Below are 23,648 nucleotides of genomic sequence, written 5' to 3' on the forward strand. Positions count from 1 at the left end.
CCCACCTAGTCCGTGGCCGTGCTCTTCGGTGCCCCGTAGAGCAGGTCGGCGTACTCGCGGTGGTGCCCGATCCAGCCGGTGATGAAGGGGCAGATGACGAGGGCCTTGAGGCCTCGGGCGCGCACGTCGTCGAGCGCAGCCCGGGCGAGAGCGCTGCCGACCCCCTGCCCCTCGTAGGCCGGGTCGACCTCCGTGTGCGTGAGCACCGATAGCTCGGACGTCAGCTGGTAGTCGACGAAGCCGGCGAGCGCGCCGTCGACGCGGGCCTCGTAACGGGTCTGCTCGGGGTGGTCGGTGACCTCGACGTCAGCCATGGCCTGCCTCTCCTGCGTGGGGCTCGGGAGCGTCACGATATCCGCGCCCGCGGCCGGCCGCACGGCGCCCGACGAGCGCACGGAATGGCGAAGGGGGAGCCGACGTTGTATGGTTGAAACGTCAATCAAAGGGAGCGCACCATGCAGTTCGGCATCTTCTCCGTCGGCGACGTCACGACCGACCCCACGACCGGCAAGGCCCCGAGCGAGGCCGAGCGCATCGACGCGATGCTCCAGATCGCGCTCAAGGCGGAGGAGGTCGGTCTCGACGTCTTCGCGACCGGTGAGCACCACAACCCTCCCTTCGTGCCCTCCTCGCCGACGACGATGCTCGGCTGGATCGCCGCGAGGACCGAGCGTCTGAAGCTCTCGACCGCGACGACGCTCATCACGACGAACGACCCGGTGAAGATCGCCGAGGACTACGCGATGCTGCAGCACCTCAGCGGGGGCCGCGTCGACCTCATGATGGGTCGCGGAAACACCGGCCCGGTCTACCCGTGGTTCGGCAAGGACATCCGCGACGGCATCCCGCTGGCGATCGAGAACTACCACCTCCTGCGTCTGCTGTGGCGCGAGCGCGACGTCAGCTGGCAGGGCCGCTACCGCACGCCGTTGCAGGGCTACACCTCGACGCCCTTCCCGCTCGACGAGGTCGCCCCCTTCGTCTGGCACGGGTCGATCCGCTCGACCGAGATCGCCGAGCAGGCCGCCTTCTACGGCGACGGCTTCTTCCACAACAACATCTTCTGGGACCTCGGGCACACCGCCCAGATGGTCGACCTCTACCGCCGCCGCTTCGAGCACTACGGGCACGGCGCCGCCGACCAGGCGGTCGTCGGGCTCGGCGGGCAGGCCTTCATGGCCGCGACGGAGGCCGAGGCCAAGCGCACCTTCCGGCCCTACTTCGACAACGCCCCCGTCTACGGGCACGGCCCGAGCCTCGAGGACTTCACCCGGCAGACCCCGCTCACCGTCGGCACCCCGGAGATGGTCGTCGAGCGCACCCTCGGCTTCGCCGACCACGTCGGTGACTACCAGCGCCAGCTCTTCCTCATGGACCACGCGGGGCTGCCGCTGCCGATGGTCCTCGAGCAGATCGAGATGCTCGGCACCGAGGTCGTGCCGACGCTGCGCGCCGAGTTCGAGCGCCGTCGTCCCGCGCACGTGCCGAGCGACCCGCCGGCCCACGCCTCGCTCGTCGCGGCCGGTCCCGACAGCCCGCACCGCCAGGTCATCAGCAGCCCCGTCGCCCGGGCCGAGCAAGAGCGCGCGCGCGAGCAGGCGCAGGCCGAGGCGGTCGCCCGATGAGCCGCCGCGTCGTCGTCCTCACCGCCGGTCTCTCGCAGCCCTCGAGCACCCGGCTGCTCGCCGACCGGGTCGCCGACGCCGTGCGAGCGGCCGTCGGCGGGCGGGGCGAGAGCGTCGAGGTCGAGACGATCGAGCTGCGTGAGCTCGCCGTCGAGATGGCGCAGACGATGGTGTCGGGCAACCGCCCGACGCCCGGTGTCGTCGCCGCCCAGGCGCGGGTCGCCGCGGCCGACGGGCTCGTCGCGGTCACCCCGGTCTTCGCCGCGAGCTACTCCGGCCTCTTCAAGACCTTCGTCGACCTGCTCGACCCCAAGGCCCTCGACGGGATGCCGGTCCTGCTCGCCGCGACCGCGGGCACCCCCCGGCACTCGCTCGTCCTCGAGCACGCGATGCGCCCGCTCTTCGCCTACCTGCACGCGGTCGTCGTGCCGACCGGCGTCTTCGCCGCGACCGACGACTTCGGCGGGGGCGAGGGCGGGTCGGACCTGCAGCGACGCATCCAGCGCGCCGCCGGAGAGCTCGCGGCGCTCGTCGTCGCGGAGCCGACGGCGGTCGAGGGCTTCGCCCCGACGACCCGCGACGCCCGTCCGCAGGCCTTCGGGCTCACCCCCTCGGCGAGCTTCGCCGATCTGCTCCGCGGGCACGACGGATCCGCCTGACCGGTCGGTGCCGCGGCGACCGGGGGGTCAGCCCTCGAGCTGGCTGAGCCGCACCGTGCGCACGGCGTTGTCGACGTTGAGGTCGACGAGGCAGATCGACTGCCACGTGCCGAGCGCGAGCCGCCCGTCGAGCACGGGCACGCTCGCGTACGGCGGGATGATTGCCGGCATGACGTGCGAGCGACCGTGACCACGGCTGCCGTGCGCGTGCTGCCACCGCTCGTCGGCGGGCAGCAGGTCGCGCAGCGCGGCGAGCAGGTCGTCGTCGCTGCCGGCGCCGGTCTCGATGATCGCGATGCCGGCCGTCGCGTGCGGGACGAAGACGTGGAGCAGCCCGTCGCCTTCGACGAAGCGCTCGCAGTCGGCCGTGATGTCGAGGACGACCTCGTCGCCGCCGGTGCGGTACTCGCGGGTCTGCGACCTCATCGCCGCGCCTCAGCGCCGCCGGTCGAGCAGGCCTGCCGGACCGCGCTGCTGCTCGCCGAGGTAGGCGTCGAGCACGAGGAGCGCGCCGGTCGCCGCGGGCGTCGCCCACTGGAGCCAGGCGAGCTGCCGCTCGGCGGTGCGCGCCTGCTCCTCCCGACCGCTCGGGGTGGCGGCGATCTCCCCCTTCGCGTCGGTGTCGCTGCCGCGCAGCTGGCCGAGCCGCTCGCCGAAGACGTAGGCGCCCGCGGTGCTCGCCAGCGCGGCCCCGGTGAGGACGGTCTTGACGACGACGGCCTCGCGGGTGGGGCGGTGGCGCATCGTGCGGTTCTTGTTGTCGGCGAGGATGCCCAGACCGCTCAGCAGGTGCAGCCCGATCGCCGCGCCCTGCACGGGACCCCAGCGCTCCCACCCCTCGCCGGACACGTCGACCTGCTCACGGGTGCTGCCGGCGCGACGGGCGGCGGGGTTGAGCCCGACCGCGCCGAAGAGAGAGCCGCCGAACCACGCGGCGTTGGTGACGAGGTGGGTCGCGCGGATCGCGGTGCTCAGGGAGCTCATCGCCCGACCGTACCGAGCGCGACCGGTGCGAAGGGGGCGCAGCCGGGTGGTCGGATCAGGTCGGGTCGTCGTCCGTGCGCAGGGTCTGCAGGGCCTGCTCGTAGCGCTGCCGACGCGCGTCGTCGTCCTGCTCCCACCACGGGGTGCCGCGCTCGCCGAGCCCGTGCTTCGCGGCGCTCACCCGGGCGCGGTACGGCGCGGGGTCGGTGCCCTCGCGGCCGGCCCGCCCGATGGCGGAGCGGGCGCGCCCGAGGTGCGAGCGCAGCTCCTCGGCGACCTCGCTCGGCAGGTGGGGGTCCTCGCGGCGCCAGCGGCGGCCGTCGACGACGAAGAAGTGCTCGTCGGGCTCGCTCATCGCGCGGCTCGTGAGGTGCGTACGCGGATCGGCCCGCGGGCGGTGCGCGCGTCGACGACCTCGCCGCCCTGGGTCGCCTCGACCTCACCGGCGTCGGCGAGCCGGGCGACGACGTCGCGGGCCGGCTGCATGAGGTCGCGCCAGTCGTCGCCGCCGACCTGCCGGGCGGCCTCGCTCGGGCAGATGGTCGCCTCCACCGAGCGCGCCCCGAGGAGCTCACGGATCGCGGCCTCGAGCTGCTCCGGCGTGGCCTGGCTCATCTGACCAGCCTAGACACGCACGCCGTCGCGTGCGTGGTCCGTGAGCTCGTCGTCGACGCTCGCCTCGCGCACGGCCCGCAGACCGGCCCACACGAAGGGGACGGCGGTGGCGGCGAGGACCCACAGCACGACGGTCCAGCCGCCGGTCGCGTCGTGGAGGACCCCGACGAGCAGCGGACCCGCGCCGGCGAGCAGGTAGCCGACCGGCTGGACGAAGCCGGAGACCCGGGCCGTGACGAGCGGCGAGCGCGTGCGCGCCGTGATGAGGGCGATGACGAGCGGGAAGGCGAAGCCGGACAGCCCGAGCGCGACCGCCCACACCCACGGCGTGGTCGCCGGGGCGCCGATGAGGCCGCCGTAGCCGAGGACGAGGAGCAGCCCGAGCCCGACGATCATCGGGCGCAGCCCGCGGCCGCGGGCGATGACGCCGGGCATCGTCAGCCCGCCGATGATCGTCACCGCGGCGAGCAGGGCCTGCATCGAGCCAGCAGTCGCGGCGCTGAGACCGGCGTCGCGGTAGATCTGGGGCAGCCAGCCCATCTGGATGTAGGCGTGCATCGACTGCAGCCCGAAGAGCACGGTCATCGCCAGGGCGGTGGGGGAGCGCACGACGTGCGCGCTCGGCGGGGCGTCGACGTCCGTGCCGACGACGACCCGTCGGCGCTCGGTGCGCGAGAGCCACCACCACAGGGGGACCGCGACGGCGGCGCCGACGCCCCACACCCCGAGCCCGGTGCGCCAGCCGCCGGCGGCCGCGGCGGGGGCCGCGAGGAGCGAGCCGACCGCCCCGCCGACGATGAGACCGGTGCCGTAGAGGGTCATGAGACGGACCTCGTGGCCACGATGCGACTTCACCCACGCGGGGACGAGGACGTTGCCGACGGCCATGCCGAGCAGGGCGACCGCGGAGAGCACGAGGAAGGCTGCGGGCGCGTCGACGAGCGGGCGCAGGAGGAGCCCGACGGCGGCGAGCAGGAGGCCGATCGCGATGCCCCCGGCGGCGCCGACCCGGCGGCCCAGCCCGACGGCGAGCGCACCACCGACGCCGAAGCACAGACCCGGCAGCCCGGTGAGGGCCCCGGCCGCACCCCCGCTCATGCCCAGGCCGTCACGGATCTCGTCGAGCACCGGGCCGACGGTCGACGCGCCAGGGCGCAGGTTGAGCGCGACGAGCGCGGTCGCGACGAGCAGCACCAGGCTCGTCCCGGCCGGCCCCGGCCTGCCTCTCGTCATCACCAGCCGACCTTACGTCCGTGCACGCACGACCACCCGACGGGCTCACCCTTCGTCGCGGGGGTCCCAGATCCTGCGGGTCACCGGAGCTCTTGGTGACCGGAGCTCCTGGTCCCGGGGCTACGAAACCCTGCTGGCAGCCTTTCGACGTGCGAGGACCCTGTCGAGAGGCACCTGGCACATCAAGACCCAGCCAGCAGGGTTTTGTAGGAGGAGGGACGAAGGGGGAGGGGCGAAGGGGGACCCAGCAGCACCTCGTCGGGCGAGGGAGAGGGATGCTGGGGGTGTGGCACGGCACTCCCTCGACCTGACCCTCGACCCGGTGGGCGACGCGGTCGTGCGGGGGTGCTGGGAGCGGCTGCACGCCGCGGGGCTGGCGTCGCCGCACGGCCACGCGAGCACGAGCAACCGGCCGCACGTCACCCTCGCGGCCGCGGCCGAGATGAGCGCGGACCTCGCCGCGCAGGCAGGCGCCGCGGTCGAGCCGCTGCTGCCGGTGCCCGTCGAGCTCGGGGAGCCGGCGACCTTCACCGGCCGCGCGCTCGTGCTCCACCTGCCCGTCGTCGTGCCCGAGGAGCTGCGCACCGTCGTCGCCGGGGTGCGCCGCGCAGCCCAGGACCCGCGGGTCGACGAGCCGTGGGCGCCGCACGTCACCCTCGTCGCGAGACTGGCGCTCGAGGACCTGCCCCGCGCCCTCGCCGTCGTCGAGGAGGAGCCGCCCGGGGCGGTCGTCCTCGCCGGGCTCACGTGGTGGGACCCGCAGGCCCGTACCGTCACCCGTCTCGTCGGCCCGGACGCCGGCCGCGTCGAGCACCACCCCTGAGCGCCGGGGGCTCAGCCGCCCGCCGGGCCCCCGCCGGGGGCGCCCCCCATGCCACCACCCATGCCGCCGCCCGTCGGCTCGGTCGTCGTGTCGACGCCGACGGTCAGGGTGACCTCGTACCCCTTCGTCACGTCGCCGGTGACGTCCGCGAGCTGGCTCGCGCCGCCGTCGTCGCCGAAGACGTTGTCCGAGGTCAGGCTCAGCCGGCCGAGGTTGCCCACCGAGTCCTCGTACCCCGAGGTCGCGTAGACGGCGTCGCACGTGTCCTTGGGCAGGGCCACCTGCGAGGTCGCGATGGCGTTGCCCGCGTCGGTGATGCTCGCCTCGTCGGGGTAGACCTCGAAGTGGATGTGCGGCCACCGCCCCGAGTAGCACGCCGGGAAGATGCTCGTGAAGCTCACGCGCCCGCTGTCGTCGGCCACCTGCACCCCGCGCAGGTAGTTCTCGTCCTCGGCGCCCTCGGTGTACATCGAGTAGCGGCCCTCGCGGTCGCAGTGCCAGACGTAGACGGCCACCCCGGCGAAGGGGGTGCCGCCCCCGGCGAGGTCCTTGAGGGAGAGGGTGAGGGTCATCGGGATCCCCTCGGCCGTCGTCGTCGAGGAGCCGAAGCTCGAGCGGATGTCCTGGCGCACGACGCCGGACTCGGCGAGGACGTCGGGGCCGTTGCTCCCGTCACCGGGGTAGGGGCCCGCGGTCTCGTCGGGGATCTCGGCGAGGTCGCCCGAGCTCGCGCTCGACGCGCTGCCGCCCGAGGTCGTGCTGCTCGCCGCCCCGCTCGTGCTGCTCGAGCTCGTGCTGCTCGAGCTCGTGCTGTCGGTGCCGGCCGCGCAGGCCGTCAGCCCGAGCACCCCGCTCGCGCCGAGGAAGGTCAGCACCCGGCGGCGCCCCAGCAGCGTGCCGATGTCGAACTGCAGCCCCTGGTCGACGAGCTCCTCGTCCTGCCTGGGCAGCTCGCGGCCCTCGTACGTGCGCCTGTCGCTCATGTCGTCCTCCGTCGTCGCGTGCGGGCCCTGGACCGGGCTGCGCTGTCGGATGACAGTCCAGGCCGCGGCCCTGTGCGCCTGCTGTGGGGCGGGTGTGGGGGCCTGCTGAGTGAGGCCAGGCGTCCTTGCAGAGCAGGACGGGTGGGAGTAGATCAGGGTCATGAGCGATGCCCAGCCCAGGACCCCTGAGTCCCTGCCCCCGATCCCCGCCGACGAGCAGGCCGGCGCCCTGTCGGCGAAGCTCAACTGGCTGCGGGCGGGCGTCCTCGGCGCGAACGACGGCATCATCTCCACGGCCGGTCTCGTCATGGGTGTCGCCGGGGCGACGACCGACACGAGCGCGCTCCTCGTCGCCGGCACCGCGGGCCTCGTCGCGGGGGCGCTGTCGATGGCCGGGGGCGAGTACGTGTCGGTGAGCAGCCAGCGCGACACCGAGATCGCCGAGCTGCGGCACGAGGCGCAGGAGATCGCCGAGGACCCCGAGGGCGAGCTGCGCCAGCTCGCCGGGATCTACGAGCGCAAGGGGATCCCCGCCGACGTCGCCCGCGAGGTGGCGGTCGCGCTCACCGAGCGCGACGCGCTCGCCGCTCACGCCGAGTCCGAGCTCGGCATCAGCCCCGACGTGCGGGCCGACCCGTGGCAGGCCGCCGGGGCGTCCGCGGTCGCCTTCAGCCTCGGCGCCCTCGTGCCGCTGCTCGTCATGGTGCTCTCGCCGGCGGCGCACCGGGTGCTGCTCACGCTCGGCGCGGTCGTCCTCGCACTCGTCCTCACCGGCCTGACCAGCGCGACGCTCGGCGGCAGCGGGCGTGCCCGCCCGATCGCCCGCAACGTCGTCGTCGGTCTGCTCGGGATGGGTCTGACCTATCTCGTCGGCACCGTCGTCGGCGGCTGAGGCGGCGGGCTCGGCCACGGGGCCCGCCCCTGCTGCAGCACCTGCGCGATCTCGCTGATCGCGCGCCCGCTGCGTGCCCAGTCGCCGGCCTCGGTGTCCCACACGGGGGTCCAGCCCTCGCGCACCTCGACGCGCCACTGCCGCCCGAGCAGCACGCGCCCGAGGACGACGAAGGGGACGAGGAGCAGCAGGAGGAGCAGCTCGACCGCGACGAGCAGCGCGGTGATCAGCACGGGGACGAAGAGCACGAGCAGGACCAGACCGATGATCATGCTGATGGGGTCGTCACCGAGGCCGGTGCTCGACGGGACCTCGGGACCCATGACGCGGGTCCGACGGCGCCACGGCACCCACCGCCGGGAGACCCGCCACGTGCGTCCCTGAGGGTCGACGACCTTCACCCGCGGCCCGACCCGCCCCGGCCCACCTTCGCCCGCAGCCGTGACGGCAGCCCGGCCGCCGCGGCCACCCCGAGGGCCGAGCGTGGCTCGTAGCCCACGCGCCACAGCCCGCCGTGGGCGGCGCCGTCGGAGAAGAGCTCCTCGGGGTGGGCCCGCACCACCTGCGGCGCCATGAGGTCGTGGACGAGGAGCGCTGCCATGAGCGGCCGGACGGTCTCGGGCTCGAAGACCTCGATCCCGAAGCGGTGCGCGCCCGCGTACGCCGCGCCGAGCACGGGGTTCTTCACCACCGAGCGGGTCCACGTCGCGGGCGCGACGTTGAAGGACACCCGGTGCCCGCCCGCCTCGGCCGCGACCCCGCGCCAGCGCTGCAGCCTCTTCGCGACGGCGTAGTTCGGGCCCTGCTGGGGCACGAGGACGTCGGCGATGCCCGGCTCGCCGTCGGACGAGCCCGCGTACGCCGGCGCGAAGAGAGCCCCGCGGGCGAGCGCCCGGGCCGGGGCCTGCACCCCGCGCAGCGCGAGACCGCGGGCGTCCCACCGGCGCCGCGCGTCGGCGACCACCTCGGGCGGGACGACGAAGGTGTCGGTCGGTGTCGCGAGCCAGGCGAGCGCGGTCTGCGGCTCCTGCTCGAGCAGCGCGGTCATGAGCAGGTCGCTCGCCGCGCTCACGCGCACGTGGACCCCGCTGTCGGCGTAGGCGTGCATCCCGACGACGAAGGGGTCGTCGCCGCGCGCCCGGCGCACCCAGTCGAGCACCTCGAGGGGCTGGTGCACGACGTCGGCACCCGCGTCGCCGTGCTCGTCGACGGGGAAGCGCAGGGTGCCGGCCAGACCCGCCGCGAGCCCGCGCTTGTAGCGCCACGCGCGGGAGCGCGGCAGGTCGATCGCGTGCACCTCGACCCCCCACGACAGCAGCGGCTCGAGCGGGCCCATCTCGGCACCTGCGCCGACGAGGAGCACCCGCCGACCCGGCAGCGTGAGCCACTCGGGGTGCGCGACGACCTCGCGCACGGCGTCACCGACGCTCGGCTCGACGACCCCCTCCTCGACCCAGCGCTCCACCTGCGCGAGGAGCGCGGTGCCGCTCAGGTCGCGTCCGCGCAGCGGCACCCGCAGCTCGCGGACCGCCTCTCCGGTGCCGGTGACCGACTCGGTGGCGAAGGGGGTCAGGCTCACCCCTTCGTGCCCGGTCCCGTCGGTCGATGTGCCGAGGTCGACGTCCTCGAGCGGGGTCTCGCACCCGTCCTCGCCGACGAGGACGAGACGGCGGCGCATCGAGGCCAGGCCGTCACGCGCGATCTGGCGGGCCGCGAGCGACGAGGCGGCCGAGGCCGCGGTGATGTCGTGCACGTGCGTGAGGTATCCCTTGCGCCAGTCCGGCGTCGCCTCGATGCGCCGGGCGAGCGCGGCGTCGACCCCGGCGACGGAGTCGGCGAGGATCCCCCGGGTCGTCGCCGTCGTCGGCCGCTCGTCGCCGACGGCGGGGAAGTGGATGCCGGCACTCGTGCTCGCGCTCATGGGCGTCATCCTCACCTCCGCGTCGTGGGGCGGCAAGGGCGGGGAGCGCTTCGTAGACTCACCGGCATGCGCGCCCCCCTCGCCCTGCTCGCCGTGCCCGCCCTCGCCCTCGCGCTCGCCTCGTGCGGCTCCGACGAGCCCGAGAACCCCACCGGGGTGAGCCAGAGCGGCGAGGCGGTCGAGTGCCCGCCCGCCGAGGGGGTCGAGACGCCGGTGCAGACCTTCGAGCAGGCGCCGCCGATGTGCATCGACGAGGCGAAGACCTACACCGCGGTGGTGACGACCGACGTCGGTGACGTCACCTTCGCGCTCGACGCGAAGAAGGCGCCGAAGACCGTCAACAACTTCGTCGTGCTCTCGCGGTACGGCTACTACGACGGCGTGCCCTTCCACCGCGTCATCCCCGGCTTCATGATCCAGGGCGGCGACCCGACCGGGCAGGGCAACGGCGGCCCGGGCTACGAGTTCGAGGACGAGCTGCCGGCAGCCGGCGAGTACGAGATCGGCTCGCTCGCGATGGCCAACGCCGGCCCGGACACGAACGGCTCGCAGTTCTTCGTCGTCACCGGGGACTCCGGCGTCGCGCTGCCGCCGGACTACTCGCTCTTCGGCAAGGTCACGAGCGGCATGGAGACCGTCCGCGAGATCGAGGAGGACGGCAGCCCCGACGGCTCCCCGGGCGAGCAGCACACGATCGACTCGATCACCATCACCGAGAAGTAGCCCCGGGGTGGACGACGTCGTCGCCGAGCGCGTCCTGCGCGCCGTCGAGCTCGTCCCGCCGGGCCGGGTCGTCAGCTACGGAGACCTCGGCGAGCTCGTCGGGCGCGGCCCGCGGCTCGTCGGCCGGGTCATGAGCACGTACGGCAGCGATGTCGCGTGGTGGCGGGTGGTCAACGCCTCCGGCGAGCACGTCCCGCACCTGCGGGCGGCAGCCTTCGAGCGGTGGGCCGACGAGGGGATCGCCGTCAAGCCCAACGGCCGCGGCTGCCGCATCGCCGACTACCGCGCCGATCTCGAGGCGCTCGCGAGCGCCCACGCCGCGGCCTGCGCCGATCTCCCCCCGATCTGACCCCTTCGCGCTCCCGCCCCTCGCCCCCTTCGCGCTCCCGCGAGGTATGGAGATCGGTCGGGATCCCCCGGGGGTCGCCGACCGATCTCCATACCTCGGCGAAGGGGGAGGACCTCGGCGAAGGGGGAGGACCTCGGCGAAGGGGGAGCGGCCTCAGCTCTCGGCGGCGTCGAGCTCGGCGGCGAGCTCGGCCCAGCGCACGCTCAGGGCGTTGAGCTCGGCCATGATCTCCTCCTTGCGCCGGGGCGCGTGGGCGAAGAGGGCCTCGTCGAGGGGCGTGATGCACTCACGGCTGCGCGCGAGCTCGGCCTCGCCGAGCGCGGTGATCTGCACGACCTTGCGCCGGGCGTCGATCGGCGAGCGGGTGCGCACGATGAGCGAGCGGCGCTCGAGCCGGCGGGCGACGTCGACCATCGTCGAGGCGTCGAGAGCCGCCGCCGAGCCCACCGACGCCTGGTCGGAGCCGTCGTGCTCGTCGAGCACCGCGAGCACGGCGAACTGCGGCCCGGTGAGGCCGGTGTCGACCATGCGCGACCACGCCGCGGTGTAGCTCTGGTAGAGCTTGCGGATGACGAAACCGGGGGCGTCGCCCAGCCGGTCGGGCGTCTGCGCCCGTCGTACGTCGGTGCTGCCCCTGCTCACCCGGTCCCTCTCGTCACGCGCCGTCGACGGCGTCGAGCGCCTCCGACAGGACCTGGTCGGCCCCCTGCGCATTGTCCCAGAAGACCATGTGACCGGCCTGCGGGACGACGTGCACGGACGCGTGCGGGTTCGCCGCCTCGACCTCGGCCATGGCCTCCTCGGGCACGACCGGGCTGTCGGCGCCGCGGACGAAGGCGACCGGTGCGGGCACCTGCGGCCACCACGAGAAGAAGTCCTCGCTCTCGAAGCCGTCGTGCGTCGCGCCGATGGCCTCCGGGTCGCAGGAGCCCAGCCAGCGCGCCCGGATCTCCTGCTCGCGGCGCGGCCAGCTCGGCCACGACGCCGCGACCTCGTCGGCGTCGGTGCCGCGCAGGGCCTGCTCGACCTGGCCCATGAAGGCGGCGCGGGTCGTCGGGTACGGGGCGCGTCCGGGGCCGGACAGGGGCGGGTCGACGGCGACGACGCCGCCGTGGGCGACCCTGCCGCGGGCCGCGACGAGGGTGACGATGCGGGCGCCCATCGAGTGGCCGACGAGCACGGCGCCCTCGCCGGGCACGAGGGTCTCGACCACCCCTTCGAGGTCCTGCGCGTAGTCGGTCATCGTGTAGCCGCCGCCGGACTGCGACAGCCCGCGGCCGCGCACGTCGGTGACGAGGACGCGCCGGGTCGCGCACAGGTCGCGGGCGACGAGGTCCATGCCGATCGCGGGCATCGAGATGCCCGGCACGAGGACGACGGGCGCGAGCGTGGAGCCGGCCGGGCCCGGGTAGTCCAGGACGTGCAGGCCCACCTCGCCCTCCACCCAGCGGCTGGTCGCGCCGGTCCCGGGGAGGTCGGCGAGGGCGGTGAGGGTGACGGTGCGGGTCATGCGGGTGCTCCTTGCCCGGGCGTGCCGGAGAGGTAGTCCAGGGCGTCGTCGAGGTCGACGACGTCGCCGTACTTGGCCTGGATGTCGAAGAGGCTGGCGTCGTGCGGGCCCTGGGCGCGGTCGCCGACGGCCTGCCGCGGGACGAGGACCGAGAAGCCGTCCTGGACGGCGTCGACGGCGGAGGCGCGCACGCACCCGCTCGTCGTCGCGCCCGTGAGGACGACGGTGTCGCAGCCCGCCGAGCGCAGCAGCGCGGCGAGCGTCGTGCCGTGGAAGCCCGAGGCGCCCTTCTTGTCGACGACGACGTCGCGCTCGGGGTCGACGCTCAGGCGCGGGTCGATGTCGACGGCCTCGCTGCCCTCGAGCATCGCGCGCATGCCGGCCGCCTTCGTCAGCCAGGCGATCGCGCCGGGGCGCACCTCGGCCGGGCTGTAGACGATCCGGGTCCAGATGACGGGGTGGCCCTGGCGGTGGGCGACGTCGACGAGCCGCTGCGTGGCGGCGACGACGTCGGTGAGGTCGGCGCCGGCGTCGAAGCCGGGCTCGGTGAAGCCGCGCGTGAGGTCGATGACGACGAGCGCGGGGCGCGGGCCCCGCACGACGCTGCCGCCCCAGCCGGCGCGGTCGTACGTCGCGAGGGTCGACGCGTCGTGGACGTCCTGCTCGCCCATGCTCATCCCCTCCGTCCGAAGGCTCGGGTGAGGATCCAGCCCTCGACGCACCCCGCGACGAAGGTCGCGGCGAGGACGAGACGGCGGCGGGCCGCGTCGTCACCGACCGCCATCGGGCGGTGCGCGGCAGGCGAAGGGGGAGCCCCCGCCGTCGCGGGCGCCGCGGCGCTCGCGCCGGCGGGTGCCACCGCAGCCGCCGGGGCGTCGCCCTGCTCGAGCAGGGCGGCCATGTTCGTCGCGAACTGGCCGAGGATCTTGTTGCTCACCGAGGCGATCGCGCCCTTGCCGAACTGGACGAACTTGCCCCGGATGTTCAGGTCGGTGGTGATCGTCAGCAGTGACCCCTCGGGGTGCTCGACGACCGCGAGGCGCACGTCGGCCTCGGCGTCGCCGTTGCCCTTGACGTCCGAGCCGCGCCCGACGAGGTGCATGGTGCGGGCCGCCTCGTCGACCTCGACGAAGCGCAGCACCCCCTCGAAGGACGCGCCGATCGGCCCGACCCGCAGGCCGACCCGGCCGCGGTAGGCGTCCTCGCCCTCACGTCCGAGCAGCTCGGCCCCGGGCAGGCACGAGGCCACCCGCTCGACGTCGTTGATGAGGTCGAAGACCTCCTGGGGACCCGCGGCGACGAGCGCCTCGTTGTCGATCTTCATGCGTGCGCTCCTTCGGTGACGGCCGGCTCGTCGCCCCGGCGCTGCCGGGCGACCTGCTCGACCGCGTCGACGATGGTCTCGTAGCCGGTGCAGCGGCACAGGTTCGCCGAGACGAGCTCGCGGACCTCCTCGCGCTCGCTGCTCTCCAGGTGGGGGATGCCGCCCTCGGCGAGCATGAGCATCCCCGGGGTGCAGAAGCCGCACTGCAGCGAGTGGCACGCGGTGAAGGCCTGCTGCAGGTCGCTCAGCCCGCTCTCCTGCGCGAGCGACTCGACGGTGCGGATCTCGCTGCCGTCGGCCATGACGCCGAGGACGAGGCACGAGCGGGTCGGCTCGCCGTCGACGAGGACCGTGCACGCGCCGCAGATGCCGTGCTCGCACGCGACGTGCGTGCCGGTGGCGCCCACGCGGTGCCGGATGACGTCGACGAGTGTCTCGCGGGCCTCGACGAGCAGCTCGTGCTCCTCGCCGTTGACGGTCAGCTCGATGAGATGTCGGTCGCTCATCGGGTACCTCCTGTGATGGCCGCGTGCACCGCACGCGGCGTGATCGGGGTCCGGCCCAGCAGGGCGCCGGTGGGACGAAGGGCGTCGTTGACCGCGCCGAGGACCGCGGCCGGGGCGCCGATGGTGCCGCCCTCGCCCGCCCCCTTCGCGCCGGTCTCGTTGTAGATGCACGGGGTCTCGAGGTGGGCGATGCGGATGTCGGGGGTCTCCATCGCCGTCGGGACGCAGTAGTCCATGAAGCTCGCGCACGACGGCTCGCCGTTCGCGTCGTAGGTGATCTCCTCGTAGAGCGCGCCGGCGATGCCCTGGGCGATGCCACCGCGGGCCTGGCCCTCGACGACCTGCGGGTTGATCGCGACGCCGCAGTCCTCGACGCAGAAGTAGCGCAGGATGCGCACCGCGCCGCTCACCGGGTCGAGCTCGACGACCGCCGCCTGCGTGGCGTTGGAGAAGGTGCCGTCGTTCGTCACGTCGAAGGACGCGGTCGCGTGCAAGCCGGGGCTGACCCCCTTCGGCAGGCGGTGCGCCTGGAGGTAGGCGACGTCGGCGATCTCCTCGTAGGTGACGCCCTCCTCGGGCTCGTCGCGGCGGCGGACCGCGCCGTCGCGCAGCTCGAGGTTGTCGACGTTCGTCTCGAGCAGGTGAGCCGCGATCTCGACGAGGTCCTCGCCGAGGGCGCGCGACGCGAGCTGCACCGCGCTGCCGCCGATGACCGCCGAGCGCGAGGCGAAGGTGCCGAAGCCGTAGGTGATCCGGTCGGTGTCGCCCTGGTGGAGCTTGACCCGCTCGACGTCGACCTTGAGCGTGTCCGCGACGATCTGGGCCATCGTCGTCTCGTGGCTCTGCCCGTGGTTCATCGTGCCGCTCGTCACGGTGATCGTGCCGTCGAGGTCCATCCGGATGTCGGAGATGTCGAAGCCCGGCACGACGAGCATCTTGCGCGCGGCGAAGGCGGAGGAGCCGTACCCCGTGCGCTCGCTGAAGCACGAGAAGCCGATGCCGACGTAGCGCCCCTCCTCGCGGGCCTGGGCCTGCCGCTCGAACCAGCCCTCCTCGCGCACCATCTGCTCGCACAGGTCGAGCGACTCGAGGTAGGAGCCCGGGTCGTAGGTGATGGAGTTGATCGAGGTGTACGGGAAGTCGGTGATGAGGTTGCGCCGGCGCACGTCGAGGGGGTCCAGACCGAGCTGCTGGCCCGCCCGGTCCATGATCTGCTCGAGGAGCATGACGTACTGCGGGCGCGAGACGCCGCGGTAGGGAGCGGTCGGCGCCTTGTTCGTCGCGACGGCGAGGCCGTGCACGCGGTAGGCCCCGAGCCGGTAGACCCCGGGCATCTCGCCGGAGGCCATGAGCGGCTCGATGCCGGCGGTGAAGGGGTAGCAGGAGTAGGCGCCCATGTCGCAGACGACCTCGACGTCGAGGGCGAGGAACTCGCCGTCCTGCGCGAAGGCGGCGCGCGCCGTGTAGTGCTGCTCGCGGGCGAGGAAGGAGGCGGTGAGCGCGTCCTTGCGGTCCTCGACCCACTTCACCGGGCGACGCAGCCGGCGGGCGGCCGCGGCGACGACCATCTCCTCGCGGCCGACGACGCACTTGATGCCGAAGCCGCCGCCCATGTCGGGCACGACGACGCGCACCTGGCGCTCGGGCAGCCCGAGGCTGGCCGCGGTGGCGGTGCGCACGAGGTGCGGCACCTGGGTGGGGGTGTGCAGGACGAGCTGCGACTCGCGCTCGTCCCACTGGGCGAGGGCGGCGCGGGTCTCCATCGGCAGGGCGTTCTGGCGGCCGGTGTCGATGGAGATCTCGACGACCTCGGCGGCCCGGGCGAAGGCGTCGTCGACCCCGGGGGTGTCGAAGAGGGAGACGTCGACGAGGACGTTGTCCGGCGCGCCGTCGTGCAGGCGGCGGGCGCCGGGAGCCATCGCCGCGTCGGCGGCGACGATCGCGTCGTAGGTCTCGTACTCGACCCGGGCGGCCTCGACGCCGTCCTCGGCCGCGTACGGGGTCTTCGCGACGACGATCGCGACCGGCTCGCCGATGAAGCGCACGGTGTCGTGGGCGAGGACCGGCATCTCGGTGGGGCGGAACTGCTCGATCGGCCGGTCCAGCAGGGCGGTGATCGGCGCCATGACGAGGTCGTCGGCGGCGAAGGCGGCGACCACCCCGGGCACCGCGCGGGTGGCCTCGAGGTCGACGTCGAGGATGCGGCCGAAGGCGACGCGGCTGCGCACGAACTGGGCGTGCAGCTGGCCGGTGAGGTCGATGTCGTCGACGAAGCGGCCCGCGCCCGTGAGCAGCCGGGGGTCCTCGCGGCGGCGGACGGAGGCGCCGATGAAGGCACCGTCGCGGGTCATCGCCGGGCCACGGCCGTGGGCGCCGTCGCGCGGCGCGTCGTGCTGGTGCTCGGTGCTCATGACTGGCGTGCCTCCTGCACGGCCCGCGTGACCATGCCGGTCACGAGGTCGCGCTGGTAGTCGTCGTCGACCTCGAGGTCGTCGAGGTCCTGGGTGACGGCCCGGCGCAGCCGGTCCTCGTCGGCGTCGGCCGCGAGGGCCGCCTCGGCGTGCGGGATCCGGGTCGGGGCGGGGGCGGCCCCGCTGACGACGACGCGGGCGTCCGTCGCGTCGGGGGACGACGGGAGGACGACGCCGGCCGAGGCGAGGGCGAAGTCGCCGTGCCGCAGGCCGTGCTCGGCGAAGCCGGTCTCCCCCGTCGCCGCGGGGAAGATCACGCGCACGACGATCTCGTCGGGCTCGATCGAGGTCGTGTAGAGGCCGTAGAAGAGCTCGGCGGCGGGGATCTCGCGCTCGCCGGAGGAGCCCTCGACGACGACGCGGGCGCCGAGCAGGACGGCGAGGAGGGGCCACTCGGCCGAGCCGTCGGCATGGGCGATGCTGCCCCCGACGGTGCCGCGGGTGCGGATCGGCAGGTGGCCGACGTGGCGCATCGTCGTCGCGACGACACGGTGACCACGGCTGCCGCGCACGACGTCGCTCTCGAGGACCGCCTGGTGGGTGACGAGCGCACCGATGTGCAGCTCGTCGCCGACGACCTCGAGGGTGTCGAGCCCGGGGATGCGGGTGATGTCGACGAGGTGCTCGGGGCGGGCGAGGCGGAAGCTCATCATCGGCACGAGCGACTGGCCGCCGGCGATGACCTTGGCCTCCTCGCCGAGGCTCGTCAGCAGCGCGACGGCGTCACGCACGCTCGACGCGCGGTGGTAGCTCACGGGTGCGGGCTTCACGGGGCAGCTCCTGAGGGGAGGACGGGGCTGCCGCACCGCGCCCCGGTGGGGGCGCGGCGCGGCAGCGGGATCAGTCGAGCGCGCCGGCGCGGGCCGGGGCCGGGGCCGGGGCGGCCTCGACATCCTCGACGACGGCGTCGAGCTCCATCCCCTTGGTCTCAGGACCGAACTTCGCCATGACCGCGACGGCCACGAAGACGGCACCCATGAGGATGAGGAAGGTGTTGACCAGGCCCAGCGTCGGGAAGGCCCAGGCGCTGAAGACGATCGGCGCGAGGCCGGTCGCGACGCGGCTCATCGACGACGCCCAGGCGAAGCCGCTCGCGCGGACCTCGGTGGGGTAGATCTCGGCGATGTAGGCGTAGAGCACCGGGATCGCCACCTGGATGACGAAGCCGAAGATGCCGATGGCGATGAGCGCGGTGCCCGGCATGTCGATCGTGTAGCCGATGCCGACGAGGGCGACCGAGCCGAGCGACGCGCTGACGCCGAGGAGCCACTTGCGGCCGGTGATGTCGACGAGGACCGCGGACAGCGCGCAGCCGAAGATGCCGATGGCGCTCATGATCGTCGACCCGAGGAAGGCGACGGTGAAGGTCGCCCCGGCGTCGCGCAGCAGCGTGGGCAGCCAGCTGAGGGCGGCGTAGTAGACGACCATGATGCTCACGAAGAGCAGCCACGCCATGAAGGTGATCATCGGCAGCTGGCCCCAGATGGTGCGCAGCTGGCGCGACGCGGCGACGACGCCGTTGACCTTCGCCTGGACGACCGGCGGCTTGATCTCGTAGGGCTCGGGGGTGGCCCCGGTCTCGACGACGAGCCGGTCGATGATCTCTCGGGCCTCGGCCTCGCGGCCGACCTTCGCGAGGTAGATCGGTGACTCGGGGATCCCGCGGCGCACCCAGAAGGTGAGCAGGGCGGGTAGCACCATGATGCCGAGCATGACCCGCCAGTTGTGCTCGACGTTCAGCAGGGCCCACGCGGACAGGCCGGCGAAGGTCGCGCCGATCGGCCAGAAGAGGTCGAGGGCGGTGAGGACCTTGCCGCGCACGGCCCTCGGCGAGAACTCGCCGACGATCGCGTAGTCGACGGGGATGCACCCGCCGAGACCGAAGCCGGCGAGGAAGCGGAAGAGCAGGAAGACGCTGTACGTCGGCGAGAAGGCGCCGAGCACCGAGAAGAGCGCGAAGATCATCAGCGTGATGCTGAAGGCCCGCTTGCGCCCGAGGCGGTCGGCGATGCTGCCCCACGTGATGGCCCCGACGGCCATGCCGATGAGGTTGGCCGTCGCGACGTACCCGCGCTCACCGGGGGAGAGGTCGAACTCGAGGCCGACGAGCGGGGTCAGGAAGCCGTTGAGCGCGATGTCCCAGGCGTCGAAGAGGTAGCCGAGGCCGCCGATGAGGAAGATCTTCCCCTGGACGTTCCACCTCCAGGGGAGGTCTTGGACGATCTGATCGCCAGTACGCATGCGAATCTCCGTTGGTCGTGTGGCACGGGTGACGTCGAGCCGGGTGGCTCAGCGGCGGAACTGGTAGTGGTAGGACTCCATGTCGGCGTTGTTGAGCGGGCTGCCGCTCCACAGCCAGTGGTACGAGACGTCCGACTCGCCGTTGAAGGCCGCGAGCTTCGCGTCGCGCTCCTCCTGCTCGGGACCGTCGGGCAGGTGGTAGAAGTCCTTGTTGCGCAGCGACGCGTCCTGGACCATCCCGGCGTGCTTCGAGCGTCGCGAGACGTAGCGGGCCAGGGCGGAGGGGATGTCGGCGCGCGAGACCGCGCCGAGCTCCTCGGCGAGGACGGCGGCGTCCTCCATCGCCTGCGAGGCGCCCTGCGCCTGGTAGGGCAGCATCGCGTGGCACGCGTCGCCGAGCAGGGCGACCTGGCCGTCGACCCACAGCGGGTCGCGGCGGCGGTGGTACATCGCCCAGGCGCTGCAGTGCTCGGCCTTCGAGAGCATCGCGGCGACCCGGTCGTCCCAGTCCTGGTACTGCTCGAGCAGCTCGTCGGTCGTCGCGGGGCGCGACCAGCTCTGCGCGATGCCGTCGTCGGCGGGGACGATGGCGACGATGTTGAGCATCTCGCCGCCGCGGATCATGTAGTGCACGAGGTGACGGTCCGGGCCGTACCAGATGGTGCTCTGGAAGCGGTCGACGAGCCAGCGGGTCGCGGGGTCCTCGCGGATCGCGTCGCCGGGGACGAGCACCCGGTAGGCCATCTCGCCGGAGAAGACGAGGGTGTCCTCGCCGCCGATCGCGTCGCGCACGGCCGAGCGGATCCCGTCGGCGCCGACGACGACGTCGCCGGCGACCCGGCGTCCGTCGGCGGTGACGACGACCGGTCGGGCCGGGTCGCTCTGGTCGACCTCACGCACCTCGGCGCTCGTGATGACCTCGACGACGGGGCCGTGACCCTGCGGGTCGACGCAGGCCTCGTGGATGACCTGGTGCAGGTCGGCGCGGTGGTAGTGCCAGTACGGCGCGTTGTACGTGTCCTTGACGTAGGACCCGAGGGCGGTCAGGCCGATGACGCTGCCGTCCTTCCAGCGCCGGCGGACCTGGTCCTGCGGCTCGGTCTTGATGCGCTCGAGCTCGGGCAGCAGCCCCAGACCCATGAGCACCCGGGCGGCGTTGGGGGCGGTCTGGATGCCGGCGCCGACCTCGCCGAGCGCATCGGCGCGCTCGAGGACGGTGACCCTCAGGCCCTGCTGGCGCATGGCGAGGGCGGCGGTGAGCCCGCCGAGACCGCCGCCGACGACGACGACCTCGAGAGATTGGCTCATGGACACGTGGTGCCTCCTGGTGGGGTGGGGAGAATTCTCGACGGGGGGACCGGCGGGGCCGGTGGGGGGGGTGGCGGGTCAGGACTCGACGAGGGTGCCGTCGGCGACGACGGTCGTGTCGTCGAGCGTCACGGTGCAGCCCCGCATGGCGATGTCGAGGTGGGCGTAGGAGTCGCGGTGCAGGACGGGGTGGGGACCCGTGGACCACAGGAAGTTGCCGGCGAAGGCGCGGGCCTCCATGCCCATGACCTCGTGCTTGGCGTACATCGCCTGGGCGAACCAGTCGGCGGTCTTCATCAGGCCCCAGCCCATGTGGGAGAGGTAGCGCGCCCACTTGTCGTCGGAGTCGGCGAAGTAGGTCTCGAGCATGTTCGCGTCGGCACCGCCGCTCACCCGCTCGATGTGACCGCCGGAGACGGTGAGGGTGACCGGCTCGCGGACGTACTCCTTGAAGGGCAGGAGGATGTCGCCCGGCGCGATGACGATCTGGCCGTCGGAGATCTCCGGCCAGCACAGGACCATCGTGCTCGGCCAGTGGTCCCACCGGCCCGGGTCGTCGGTGAAGCCGACCTGGTAGTCGCAGCGCACGTTCGTCAGGTCGACGGTGAGGTCGGTGCCGGCCGCGCTCGTCACGCGCATCGTGCTCGAGTCGTGCACGAGCTGCTGCCCGGAGAGCACGCGCGGCTTGTCGGCGGCGGTGGGCATGTTGCGCACGAGCACGTCCGGGGCGTCGCACACGAAGAGGATCCGGGTGCCGCCCTGGAGGATCTCGTCCTGGATCGGCGCGTGGATGAAGCCCTCGCGGGTGAGGTCGAGGACGAGGTCGGCCTGCTTGAGCAGCTGCTGCGCGACAGTGTCCTGCAGGACCGAGCTGAGACCTGGACCTGCGCCGGTGTGGGTGCTCGGCACCGGGTCGGGGTTGCCGCCGGGCACGGTGGCCGCGATGACGTGGGCGCCGCACGCCTTCGCGGCGGCGAAGGACGCGGCGACGTAGTCCTGGCGGCTCGACGGCTCGGAGAGCACGACGACGTGCTCGCCCGGCTCGAGCTTGCACAGGCGCAGCTCGTCGGTGAAGGCCTGGACGAGGTCTGCGGAGGTCAGCTGGGTCATCGTCTGCATCTCTTTCTCACTCGGCGCTGGGTGGATATGGAGGTCGTTTCTATACGCACTAGTTGGGACCGTCAAGACCTTCGGCGGAACTTCTCGACGGGCGGCTGTCGCGGGCCGGGGGTCTCCCTCCACCCCCGAAACCTCGCGGAAACATGGCGGAAATCCGGTGCGCGACAGGGGATCTCGACGGATACGTCGGCCGTCCGCCAGGTGCAGCCGACCGGTGGCCGAGAGGGCCTTGTCAACGGCAACTAGTGCGTGTACGAATGTTTTATGACCACTGCCGCTCAGCCCCTGCCGACGACCTCCGCCACGACCCGCCACATCGGGATGATCGTGCCGAGCTCGAACCTGACGATGGAGACCGAGCTGCCGCAGATCTTCGGGCGACGCGAGCTCGTGCACCCCCAGGACCACTTCGTCTTCCACTCGAGCCGCATGCGGATGAAGCACGTGACGCCCGAGGAGCTCGTGAAGATGAACGCGCAGACCGAGCGCGCCTCGCTCGAGCTCGCCGACGCGCGTCCCGACGTCGTCGCCTCGGCCTGCCTCGTCGCGATCATGGCGCAGGGTGCGGGCTACCACTGCACCGCCGAGGACCAGATGCGCGCCGCCCTCGACAGCGAAGGGGTGAGCGCCCCCGTCATCAGCAGCGCGGGCGCCCTCCTGCGCGCGCTCACCGCGCTCGGCGCGCGCAAGGTCGTCATGGTGACGCCGTACATGAAGCCGCTGACCCAGCTCGTCGCCGACTACGTCGTCGACGCGGGCTTCGAGGTCCTCGACACCCTCTCGCTCGAGGTCTCCGACAACCTCGAGGTCGCCCGCCTCGACCCCGCCGACCTCACCGAGCACTGGAAGCGGCTCGACGCCCAGGCCCTCGAGGACGCCGACGCGCTCGTGCTCTCGGCCTGCGTGCAGATGCCCTCGCTGCCGGCGATCCAGGCCGTCGAGGACGCCTACGGCAAGCCCGTCATCTCCGCCGCGACGGCGACCGCGTGGTCGATCCTCACCGACCTCGGCCTGCCCACCGAGTCGCCCGATGCCGGGAGCCTGCTCAGCGGTCGCTACTGAGCCGGCAGCTCGGGCTAGCCTGCGAGGACCGCCGAGGCCGTGACGAAGGGAGCCCGCCGTGCGTGACGTCCTCGCCGACCTCGTCGAGAGCTGGCGAGCCGGCCGCACCGTCGGTCTGGCCACCCTCGTCGAGACCTGGCGCTCTGCGCCGCGGCAGCCCGGCGCGGCGATGCTCGTCGACGAGGGCCGCGCCGTGGGCTCGGTCTCCGGCGGCTGCGTCGAGGGCGCGGTCTACGAGCTCGCCCAGGAGGTCGCGACCGCCGGCATCCCGCAGCTCGTCCGCTACGGCGTGAGCGACGGCGACGCGCTCGAGGTGGGTCTCACCTGCGGCGGCACGCTCGAGCTCTTCGTGCAGCCCGTCTCGCGCGACCTCTTCCCCGAGCTCGGCGCGATCGCGCAGGACATCCGCTCCGGTCGCCCGGTCGCCGTGGCGACCGTCGTCGAGCACACCGACGCCGCCTTCGTCGGGCGACGTGTCGTCGTGCACCCGGGGTCGGACGAGCGCGAGGAGGTCGACGCCGCGGGCTTCCCGGGCGGTCGCCGCGGGCTCGACGCCGTGACCGACGACGCGCGGGGCCTGCTCGCGCAGGGCACCCCGGAGCTGCTCACCTACGGCACGTCGGGGGAGCGGCGCGGCGAGGGGATGCGGGTCTTCGTCGAGGTCTTCGCGCCCCGGCCCCGGCTCGTCGTCTTCGGGGCGATCGACTTCGCCTCGGCGATGGTGCGCCAGGGGCGTCTGCTCGGCTACCACGTGACGGTGTGCGACGCGCGGCCCACCTTCGCCACCGCCGCCCGGCTGCCCGGCGCCGACGAGGTCGTCGTGCGCTGGCCTCACCAGTACCTGCGCGAGGAGGCCGAGGCCGGGCGGATCGACCGGCGCACCGCGCTCACGGTGCTCACGCACGACCCGAAGTTCGACATCCCGCTGCTTGAGGTGGCCCTGCGGCTGGACGTCGCCTTCGTCGGGGCGATGGGATCGCGGCGCACGCACGAGGAGCGCGAGGCCCAGCTGCGAGCCGCCGGGGTCACCGAGGCCGAGCTCGCGCGGCTCAGCTCGCCGATCGGCCTCGACCTCGGGGCGCGGACCCCGGAGGAGACCGCGGTCTCGATCGCGGCGGAGATCATCGCCCTCCAGTGGGGCGGTGCGGGCACCCGGCTCTCCCACCGCGACGGCCCGATCCACCACCCCCACGCCTGACCCCCTTCGCCCAGACCCGCCCCGCCGGGGGCATGGGCCACCTGGCACAAGGGGGCGGCTCACCCCCCGATGTGAAAAAGCGCGCCCAGGGGGGCTCGGCCG

At 73.4% G+C, this 23,648-nt stretch carries 27 protein-coding genes; 8 read left to right on the forward strand and 19 right to left on the reverse strand.

Annotated features, from left to right (window positions below; genetic code table 11):
- Positions 1-5: 5 nt before the first annotated feature.
- On the reverse strand, positions 6-314 hold the full coding sequence (locus tag LIV55_RS10370) for a GNAT family N-acetyltransferase (protein ID WP_229300130.1): 309 nt from the start codon (positions 312-314) through the stop codon (positions 6-8).
- A gap of 141 nt (positions 315-455) precedes the next feature.
- On the opposite strand from LIV55_RS10370, the gene LIV55_RS10375 reads away from it, so the two are divergent.
- Together LIV55_RS10375 and LIV55_RS10380 are read left to right on the forward strand one after the other, a co-directional pair.
- Complete coding sequence (locus LIV55_RS10375; RefSeq protein WP_229300131.1) at positions 456-1,625, forward strand: LLM class flavin-dependent oxidoreductase; 1,170 nt, start codon at positions 456-458, stop codon at positions 1,623-1,625.
- Positions 1,622-2,284: an FMN reductase gene (locus LIV55_RS10380; RefSeq protein ID WP_229300132.1), complete on the forward strand. Its 663-nt coding sequence runs from the start codon at positions 1,622-1,624 to the stop codon at positions 2,282-2,284. The genes LIV55_RS10375 and LIV55_RS10380 overlap by 4 nt, the downstream gene beginning before the upstream one ends.
- 27 nt (positions 2,285-2,311) lie before the next feature.
- On the opposite strand, the gene LIV55_RS10385 is transcribed toward LIV55_RS10380, so the two are convergent.
- Genes LIV55_RS10385 through LIV55_RS10405 form a run of 5 tightly spaced genes read right to left on the reverse strand, consistent with a single transcriptional unit; the run spans position 2,312 to position 5,116 of the window.
- The gene (locus tag LIV55_RS10385; RefSeq protein ID WP_229300133.1) at positions 2,312-2,710 is read right to left on the reverse strand and encodes a YjbQ family protein; all 399 of its coding nucleotides are present in this window, start codon (positions 2,708-2,710) and stop codon (positions 2,312-2,314) included.
- A gap of 9 nt (positions 2,711-2,719) precedes the next feature.
- On the reverse strand, positions 2,720-3,268 hold the full coding sequence (locus LIV55_RS10390; protein WP_229300134.1) for a hypothetical protein: 549 nt from the start codon (positions 3,266-3,268) through the stop codon (positions 2,720-2,722).
- A 55-nt stretch (positions 3,269-3,323) separates the two neighbouring features.
- Positions 3,324-3,623 carry a hypothetical protein gene (locus LIV55_RS10395; protein WP_123092664.1) on the reverse strand — a complete coding sequence of 100 codons (300 nt, stop codon included), beginning with the start codon at positions 3,621-3,623 and terminating at the stop codon, positions 3,324-3,326.
- Positions 3,620-3,883 carry a DUF3253 domain-containing protein gene (locus LIV55_RS10400; RefSeq protein WP_123092663.1) on the reverse strand — a complete coding sequence of 88 codons (264 nt, stop codon included), beginning with the start codon at positions 3,881-3,883 and terminating at the stop codon, positions 3,620-3,622. Before LIV55_RS10400 ends, LIV55_RS10395 begins: the two co-directional genes overlap by 4 nt.
- Positions 3,884-3,892: 9 nt before the next feature.
- Positions 3,893-5,116 (reverse strand): MFS transporter, encoded by a 1,224-nt coding sequence (locus tag LIV55_RS10405; protein WP_229300135.1) that lies wholly within the window; start codon positions 5,114-5,116, stop codon positions 3,893-3,895.
- Positions 5,117-5,402: 286 nt separating this feature from the next.
- Between LIV55_RS10405 and LIV55_RS17215 the strand changes: the two genes are divergently transcribed.
- Entirely contained in the window at positions 5,403-5,939 is a 537-nt protein-coding gene (locus LIV55_RS17215) for a 2'-5' RNA ligase family protein (protein WP_229300136.1), read from the forward strand.
- An 11-nt stretch (positions 5,940-5,950) separates the two neighbouring features.
- Here the strand turns inward: LIV55_RS17215 and LIV55_RS10415 are convergent, their stop codons facing one another.
- Positions 5,951-6,922 (reverse strand): intradiol ring-cleavage dioxygenase, encoded by a 972-nt coding sequence (locus tag LIV55_RS10415; RefSeq protein WP_229300137.1) that lies wholly within the window; start codon positions 6,920-6,922, stop codon positions 5,951-5,953.
- A gap of 160 nt (positions 6,923-7,082) precedes the next feature.
- Between LIV55_RS10415 and LIV55_RS10420 the strand changes: the two genes are divergently transcribed.
- Positions 7,083-7,814, forward strand: a complete 732-nt coding sequence (locus LIV55_RS10420) for a VIT1/CCC1 transporter family protein (protein WP_229300138.1) — start codon at positions 7,083-7,085, stop codon at positions 7,812-7,814.
- Here the strand turns inward: LIV55_RS10420 and LIV55_RS10425 are convergent.
- Positions 7,784-8,137, reverse strand: coding sequence for a hypothetical protein (locus LIV55_RS10425; protein ID WP_229300139.1), 354 nt, complete (start codon positions 8,135-8,137; stop codon positions 7,784-7,786). The genes LIV55_RS10420 and LIV55_RS10425 overlap by 31 nt on opposite strands.
- 74 nt (positions 8,138-8,211) lie before the next feature.
- Positions 8,212-9,735: a hypothetical protein gene (locus LIV55_RS10430; protein WP_229300140.1), complete on the reverse strand. Its 1,524-nt coding sequence runs from the start codon at positions 9,733-9,735 to the stop codon at positions 8,212-8,214.
- Positions 9,736-9,801: 66 nt separating this feature from the next.
- On the opposite strand from LIV55_RS10430, the gene LIV55_RS10435 reads away from it, so the two are divergent.
- Together LIV55_RS10435 and LIV55_RS10440 are read left to right on the forward strand one after the other, a co-directional pair.
- A complete protein-coding gene (locus LIV55_RS10435; RefSeq protein ID WP_123092657.1) occupies positions 9,802-10,458 on the forward strand; it encodes a peptidylprolyl isomerase in 657 nt (218 codons plus the stop codon).
- Positions 10,459-10,465: 7 nt separating this feature from the next.
- Complete coding sequence (locus tag LIV55_RS10440; RefSeq protein ID WP_123092656.1) at positions 10,466-10,807, forward strand: MGMT family protein; 342 nt, start codon at positions 10,466-10,468, stop codon at positions 10,805-10,807.
- 153 nt (positions 10,808-10,960) lie between these two features.
- Here LIV55_RS10440 and LIV55_RS16940 read toward each other — a convergent pair whose 3' ends face one another.
- The 10 genes from LIV55_RS16940 to LIV55_RS10490 all read right to left on the reverse strand — a co-directional run bounded on the left by LIV55_RS16940 (position 10,961) and on the right by LIV55_RS10490 (position 21,277).
- The gene (locus LIV55_RS16940; RefSeq protein ID WP_205473730.1) at positions 10,961-11,449 is read right to left on the reverse strand and encodes a MarR family winged helix-turn-helix transcriptional regulator; all 489 of its coding nucleotides are present in this window, start codon (positions 11,447-11,449) and stop codon (positions 10,961-10,963) included.
- Between the two features lie 13 nt (positions 11,450-11,462).
- On the reverse strand, positions 11,463-12,317 hold the full coding sequence (locus LIV55_RS10450; protein WP_229300141.1) for an alpha/beta fold hydrolase: 855 nt from the start codon (positions 12,315-12,317) through the stop codon (positions 11,463-11,465).
- Positions 12,314-12,988, reverse strand: a complete 675-nt coding sequence (locus LIV55_RS10455) for an isochorismatase family protein (RefSeq protein ID WP_229300142.1) — start codon at positions 12,986-12,988, stop codon at positions 12,314-12,316. Before LIV55_RS10455 ends, LIV55_RS10450 begins: the two co-directional genes overlap by 4 nt.
- Positions 12,989-12,990: 2 nt before the next feature.
- Positions 12,991-13,641 carry an SRPBCC family protein gene (locus LIV55_RS10460; protein ID WP_123092652.1) on the reverse strand — a complete coding sequence of 217 codons (651 nt, stop codon included), beginning with the start codon at positions 13,639-13,641 and terminating at the stop codon, positions 12,991-12,993.
- On the reverse strand, positions 13,638-14,147 hold the full coding sequence (locus LIV55_RS10465) for a (2Fe-2S)-binding protein (protein ID WP_123092651.1): 510 nt from the start codon (positions 14,145-14,147) through the stop codon (positions 13,638-13,640). The genes LIV55_RS10460 and LIV55_RS10465 overlap by 4 nt, the downstream gene beginning before the upstream one ends.
- Positions 14,144-16,558, reverse strand: coding sequence for a xanthine dehydrogenase family protein molybdopterin-binding subunit (locus LIV55_RS10470; protein WP_229300143.1), 2,415 nt, complete (start codon positions 16,556-16,558; stop codon positions 14,144-14,146). Before LIV55_RS10470 ends, LIV55_RS10465 begins: the two co-directional genes overlap by 4 nt.
- Positions 16,555-17,388: an FAD binding domain-containing protein gene (locus LIV55_RS10475; protein ID WP_229300144.1), complete on the reverse strand. Its 834-nt coding sequence runs from the start codon at positions 17,386-17,388 to the stop codon at positions 16,555-16,557. Before LIV55_RS10475 ends, LIV55_RS10470 begins: the two co-directional genes overlap by 4 nt.
- A gap of 70 nt (positions 17,389-17,458) precedes the next feature.
- The gene (locus LIV55_RS10480; RefSeq protein ID WP_229300145.1) at positions 17,459-18,859 is read right to left on the reverse strand and encodes an MFS transporter; all 1,401 of its coding nucleotides are present in this window, start codon (positions 18,857-18,859) and stop codon (positions 17,459-17,461) included.
- A gap of 48 nt (positions 18,860-18,907) precedes the next feature.
- Complete coding sequence (locus tag LIV55_RS10485) at positions 18,908-20,167, reverse strand: FAD-dependent monooxygenase (protein ID WP_224766942.1); 1,260 nt, start codon at positions 20,165-20,167, stop codon at positions 18,908-18,910.
- A gap of 78 nt (positions 20,168-20,245) precedes the next feature.
- Positions 20,246-21,277 (reverse strand): 2,5-dihydroxypyridine 5,6-dioxygenase NicX family protein, encoded by a 1,032-nt coding sequence (locus LIV55_RS10490; protein WP_123092745.1) that lies wholly within the window; start codon positions 21,275-21,277, stop codon positions 20,246-20,248.
- Positions 21,278-21,550: 273 nt separating this feature from the next.
- Between LIV55_RS10490 and LIV55_RS10495 the strand changes: the two genes are divergently transcribed.
- Positions 21,551-22,348: a maleate cis-trans isomerase family protein gene (locus tag LIV55_RS10495; RefSeq protein ID WP_229300146.1), complete on the forward strand. Its 798-nt coding sequence runs from the start codon at positions 21,551-21,553 to the stop codon at positions 22,346-22,348.
- A 58-nt stretch (positions 22,349-22,406) separates the two neighbouring features.
- Positions 22,407-23,546 carry an XdhC family protein gene (locus LIV55_RS10500; protein ID WP_229300147.1) on the forward strand — a complete coding sequence of 380 codons (1,140 nt, stop codon included), beginning with the start codon at positions 22,407-22,409 and terminating at the stop codon, positions 23,544-23,546.
- Positions 23,547-23,648: the final 102 nt, after the last annotated feature.

Source organism: Janibacter melonis (assembly GCF_020567375.1).
Taxonomy (GTDB): domain Bacteria; phylum Actinomycetota; class Actinomycetes; order Actinomycetales; family Dermatophilaceae; genus Marihabitans; species Marihabitans melonis.

What these genes read in the sequence shown, in the direction of transcription:
- LIV55_RS10375 (WP_229300131.1), top strand. Translation starts at nt 456, where the DNA reads ATGCAGTTCGGCATCTTCTCCGTCGGCGACGTCACGACCGACCCCACG.
- LIV55_RS10390 (WP_229300134.1), bottom strand. Translation starts at nt 3,268, where the DNA reads ATGAGCTCCCTGAGCACCGCGATCCGCGCGACCCACCTCGTCACCAAC.
- LIV55_RS10495 (WP_229300146.1), top strand. Translation starts at nt 21,551, where the DNA reads ATGACCACTGCCGCTCAGCCCCTGCCGACGACCTCCGCCACGACCCGC.
- LIV55_RS10400 (WP_123092663.1), bottom strand. Translation starts at nt 3,883, where the DNA reads ATGAGCCAGGCCACGCCGGAGCAGCTCGAGGCCGCGATCCGTGAGCTC.
- LIV55_RS10405 (WP_229300135.1), bottom strand. Translation starts at nt 5,116, where the DNA reads ATGACGAGAGGCAGGCCGGGGCCGGCCGGGACGAGCCTGGTGCTGCTC.
- LIV55_RS10415 (WP_229300137.1), bottom strand. Translation starts at nt 6,922, where the DNA reads ATGAGCGACAGGCGCACGTACGAGGGCCGCGAGCTGCCCAGGCAGGAC.
- LIV55_RS10480 (WP_229300145.1), bottom strand. Translation starts at nt 18,859, where the DNA reads ATGCGTACTGGCGATCAGATCGTCCAAGACCTCCCCTGGAGGTGGAAC.
- LIV55_RS10485 (WP_224766942.1), bottom strand. Translation starts at nt 20,167, where the DNA reads ATGAGCCAATCTCTCGAGGTCGTCGTCGTCGGCGGCGGTCTCGGCGGG.
- LIV55_RS10425 (WP_229300139.1), bottom strand. Translation starts at nt 8,137, where the DNA reads ATGGGTCCCGAGGTCCCGTCGAGCACCGGCCTCGGTGACGACCCCATC.
- LIV55_RS10430 (WP_229300140.1), bottom strand. Translation starts at nt 9,735, where the DNA reads ATGAGCGCGAGCACGAGTGCCGGCATCCACTTCCCCGCCGTCGGCGAC.
- LIV55_RS10380 (WP_229300132.1), top strand. Translation starts at nt 1,622, where the DNA reads ATGAGCCGCCGCGTCGTCGTCCTCACCGCCGGTCTCTCGCAGCCCTCG.
- LIV55_RS10385 (WP_229300133.1), bottom strand. Translation starts at nt 2,710, where the DNA reads ATGAGGTCGCAGACCCGCGAGTACCGCACCGGCGGCGACGAGGTCGTC.
- LIV55_RS10470 (WP_229300143.1), bottom strand. Translation starts at nt 16,558, where the DNA reads ATGAGCACCGAGCACCAGCACGACGCGCCGCGCGACGGCGCCCACGGC.
- LIV55_RS10370 (WP_229300130.1), bottom strand. Translation starts at nt 314, where the DNA reads ATGGCTGACGTCGAGGTCACCGACCACCCCGAGCAGACCCGTTACGAG.
- LIV55_RS10420 (WP_229300138.1), top strand. Translation starts at nt 7,083, where the DNA reads ATGAGCGATGCCCAGCCCAGGACCCCTGAGTCCCTGCCCCCGATCCCC.
- LIV55_RS10455 (WP_229300142.1), bottom strand. Translation starts at nt 12,988, where the DNA reads ATGGGCGAGCAGGACGTCCACGACGCGTCGACCCTCGCGACGTACGAC.
- LIV55_RS10450 (WP_229300141.1), bottom strand. Translation starts at nt 12,317, where the DNA reads ATGACCCGCACCGTCACCCTCACCGCCCTCGCCGACCTCCCCGGGACC.
- LIV55_RS10435 (WP_123092657.1), top strand. Translation starts at nt 9,802, where the DNA reads ATGCGCGCCCCCCTCGCCCTGCTCGCCGTGCCCGCCCTCGCCCTCGCG.
- LIV55_RS10395 (WP_123092664.1), bottom strand. Translation starts at nt 3,623, where the DNA reads ATGAGCGAGCCCGACGAGCACTTCTTCGTCGTCGACGGCCGCCGCTGG.
- LIV55_RS10465 (WP_123092651.1), bottom strand. Translation starts at nt 14,147, where the DNA reads ATGAGCGACCGACATCTCATCGAGCTGACCGTCAACGGCGAGGAGCAC.
- LIV55_RS10460 (WP_123092652.1), bottom strand. Translation starts at nt 13,641, where the DNA reads ATGAAGATCGACAACGAGGCGCTCGTCGCCGCGGGTCCCCAGGAGGTC.
- LIV55_RS10490 (WP_123092745.1), bottom strand. Translation starts at nt 21,277, where the DNA reads ATGACCCAGCTGACCTCCGCAGACCTCGTCCAGGCCTTCACCGACGAG.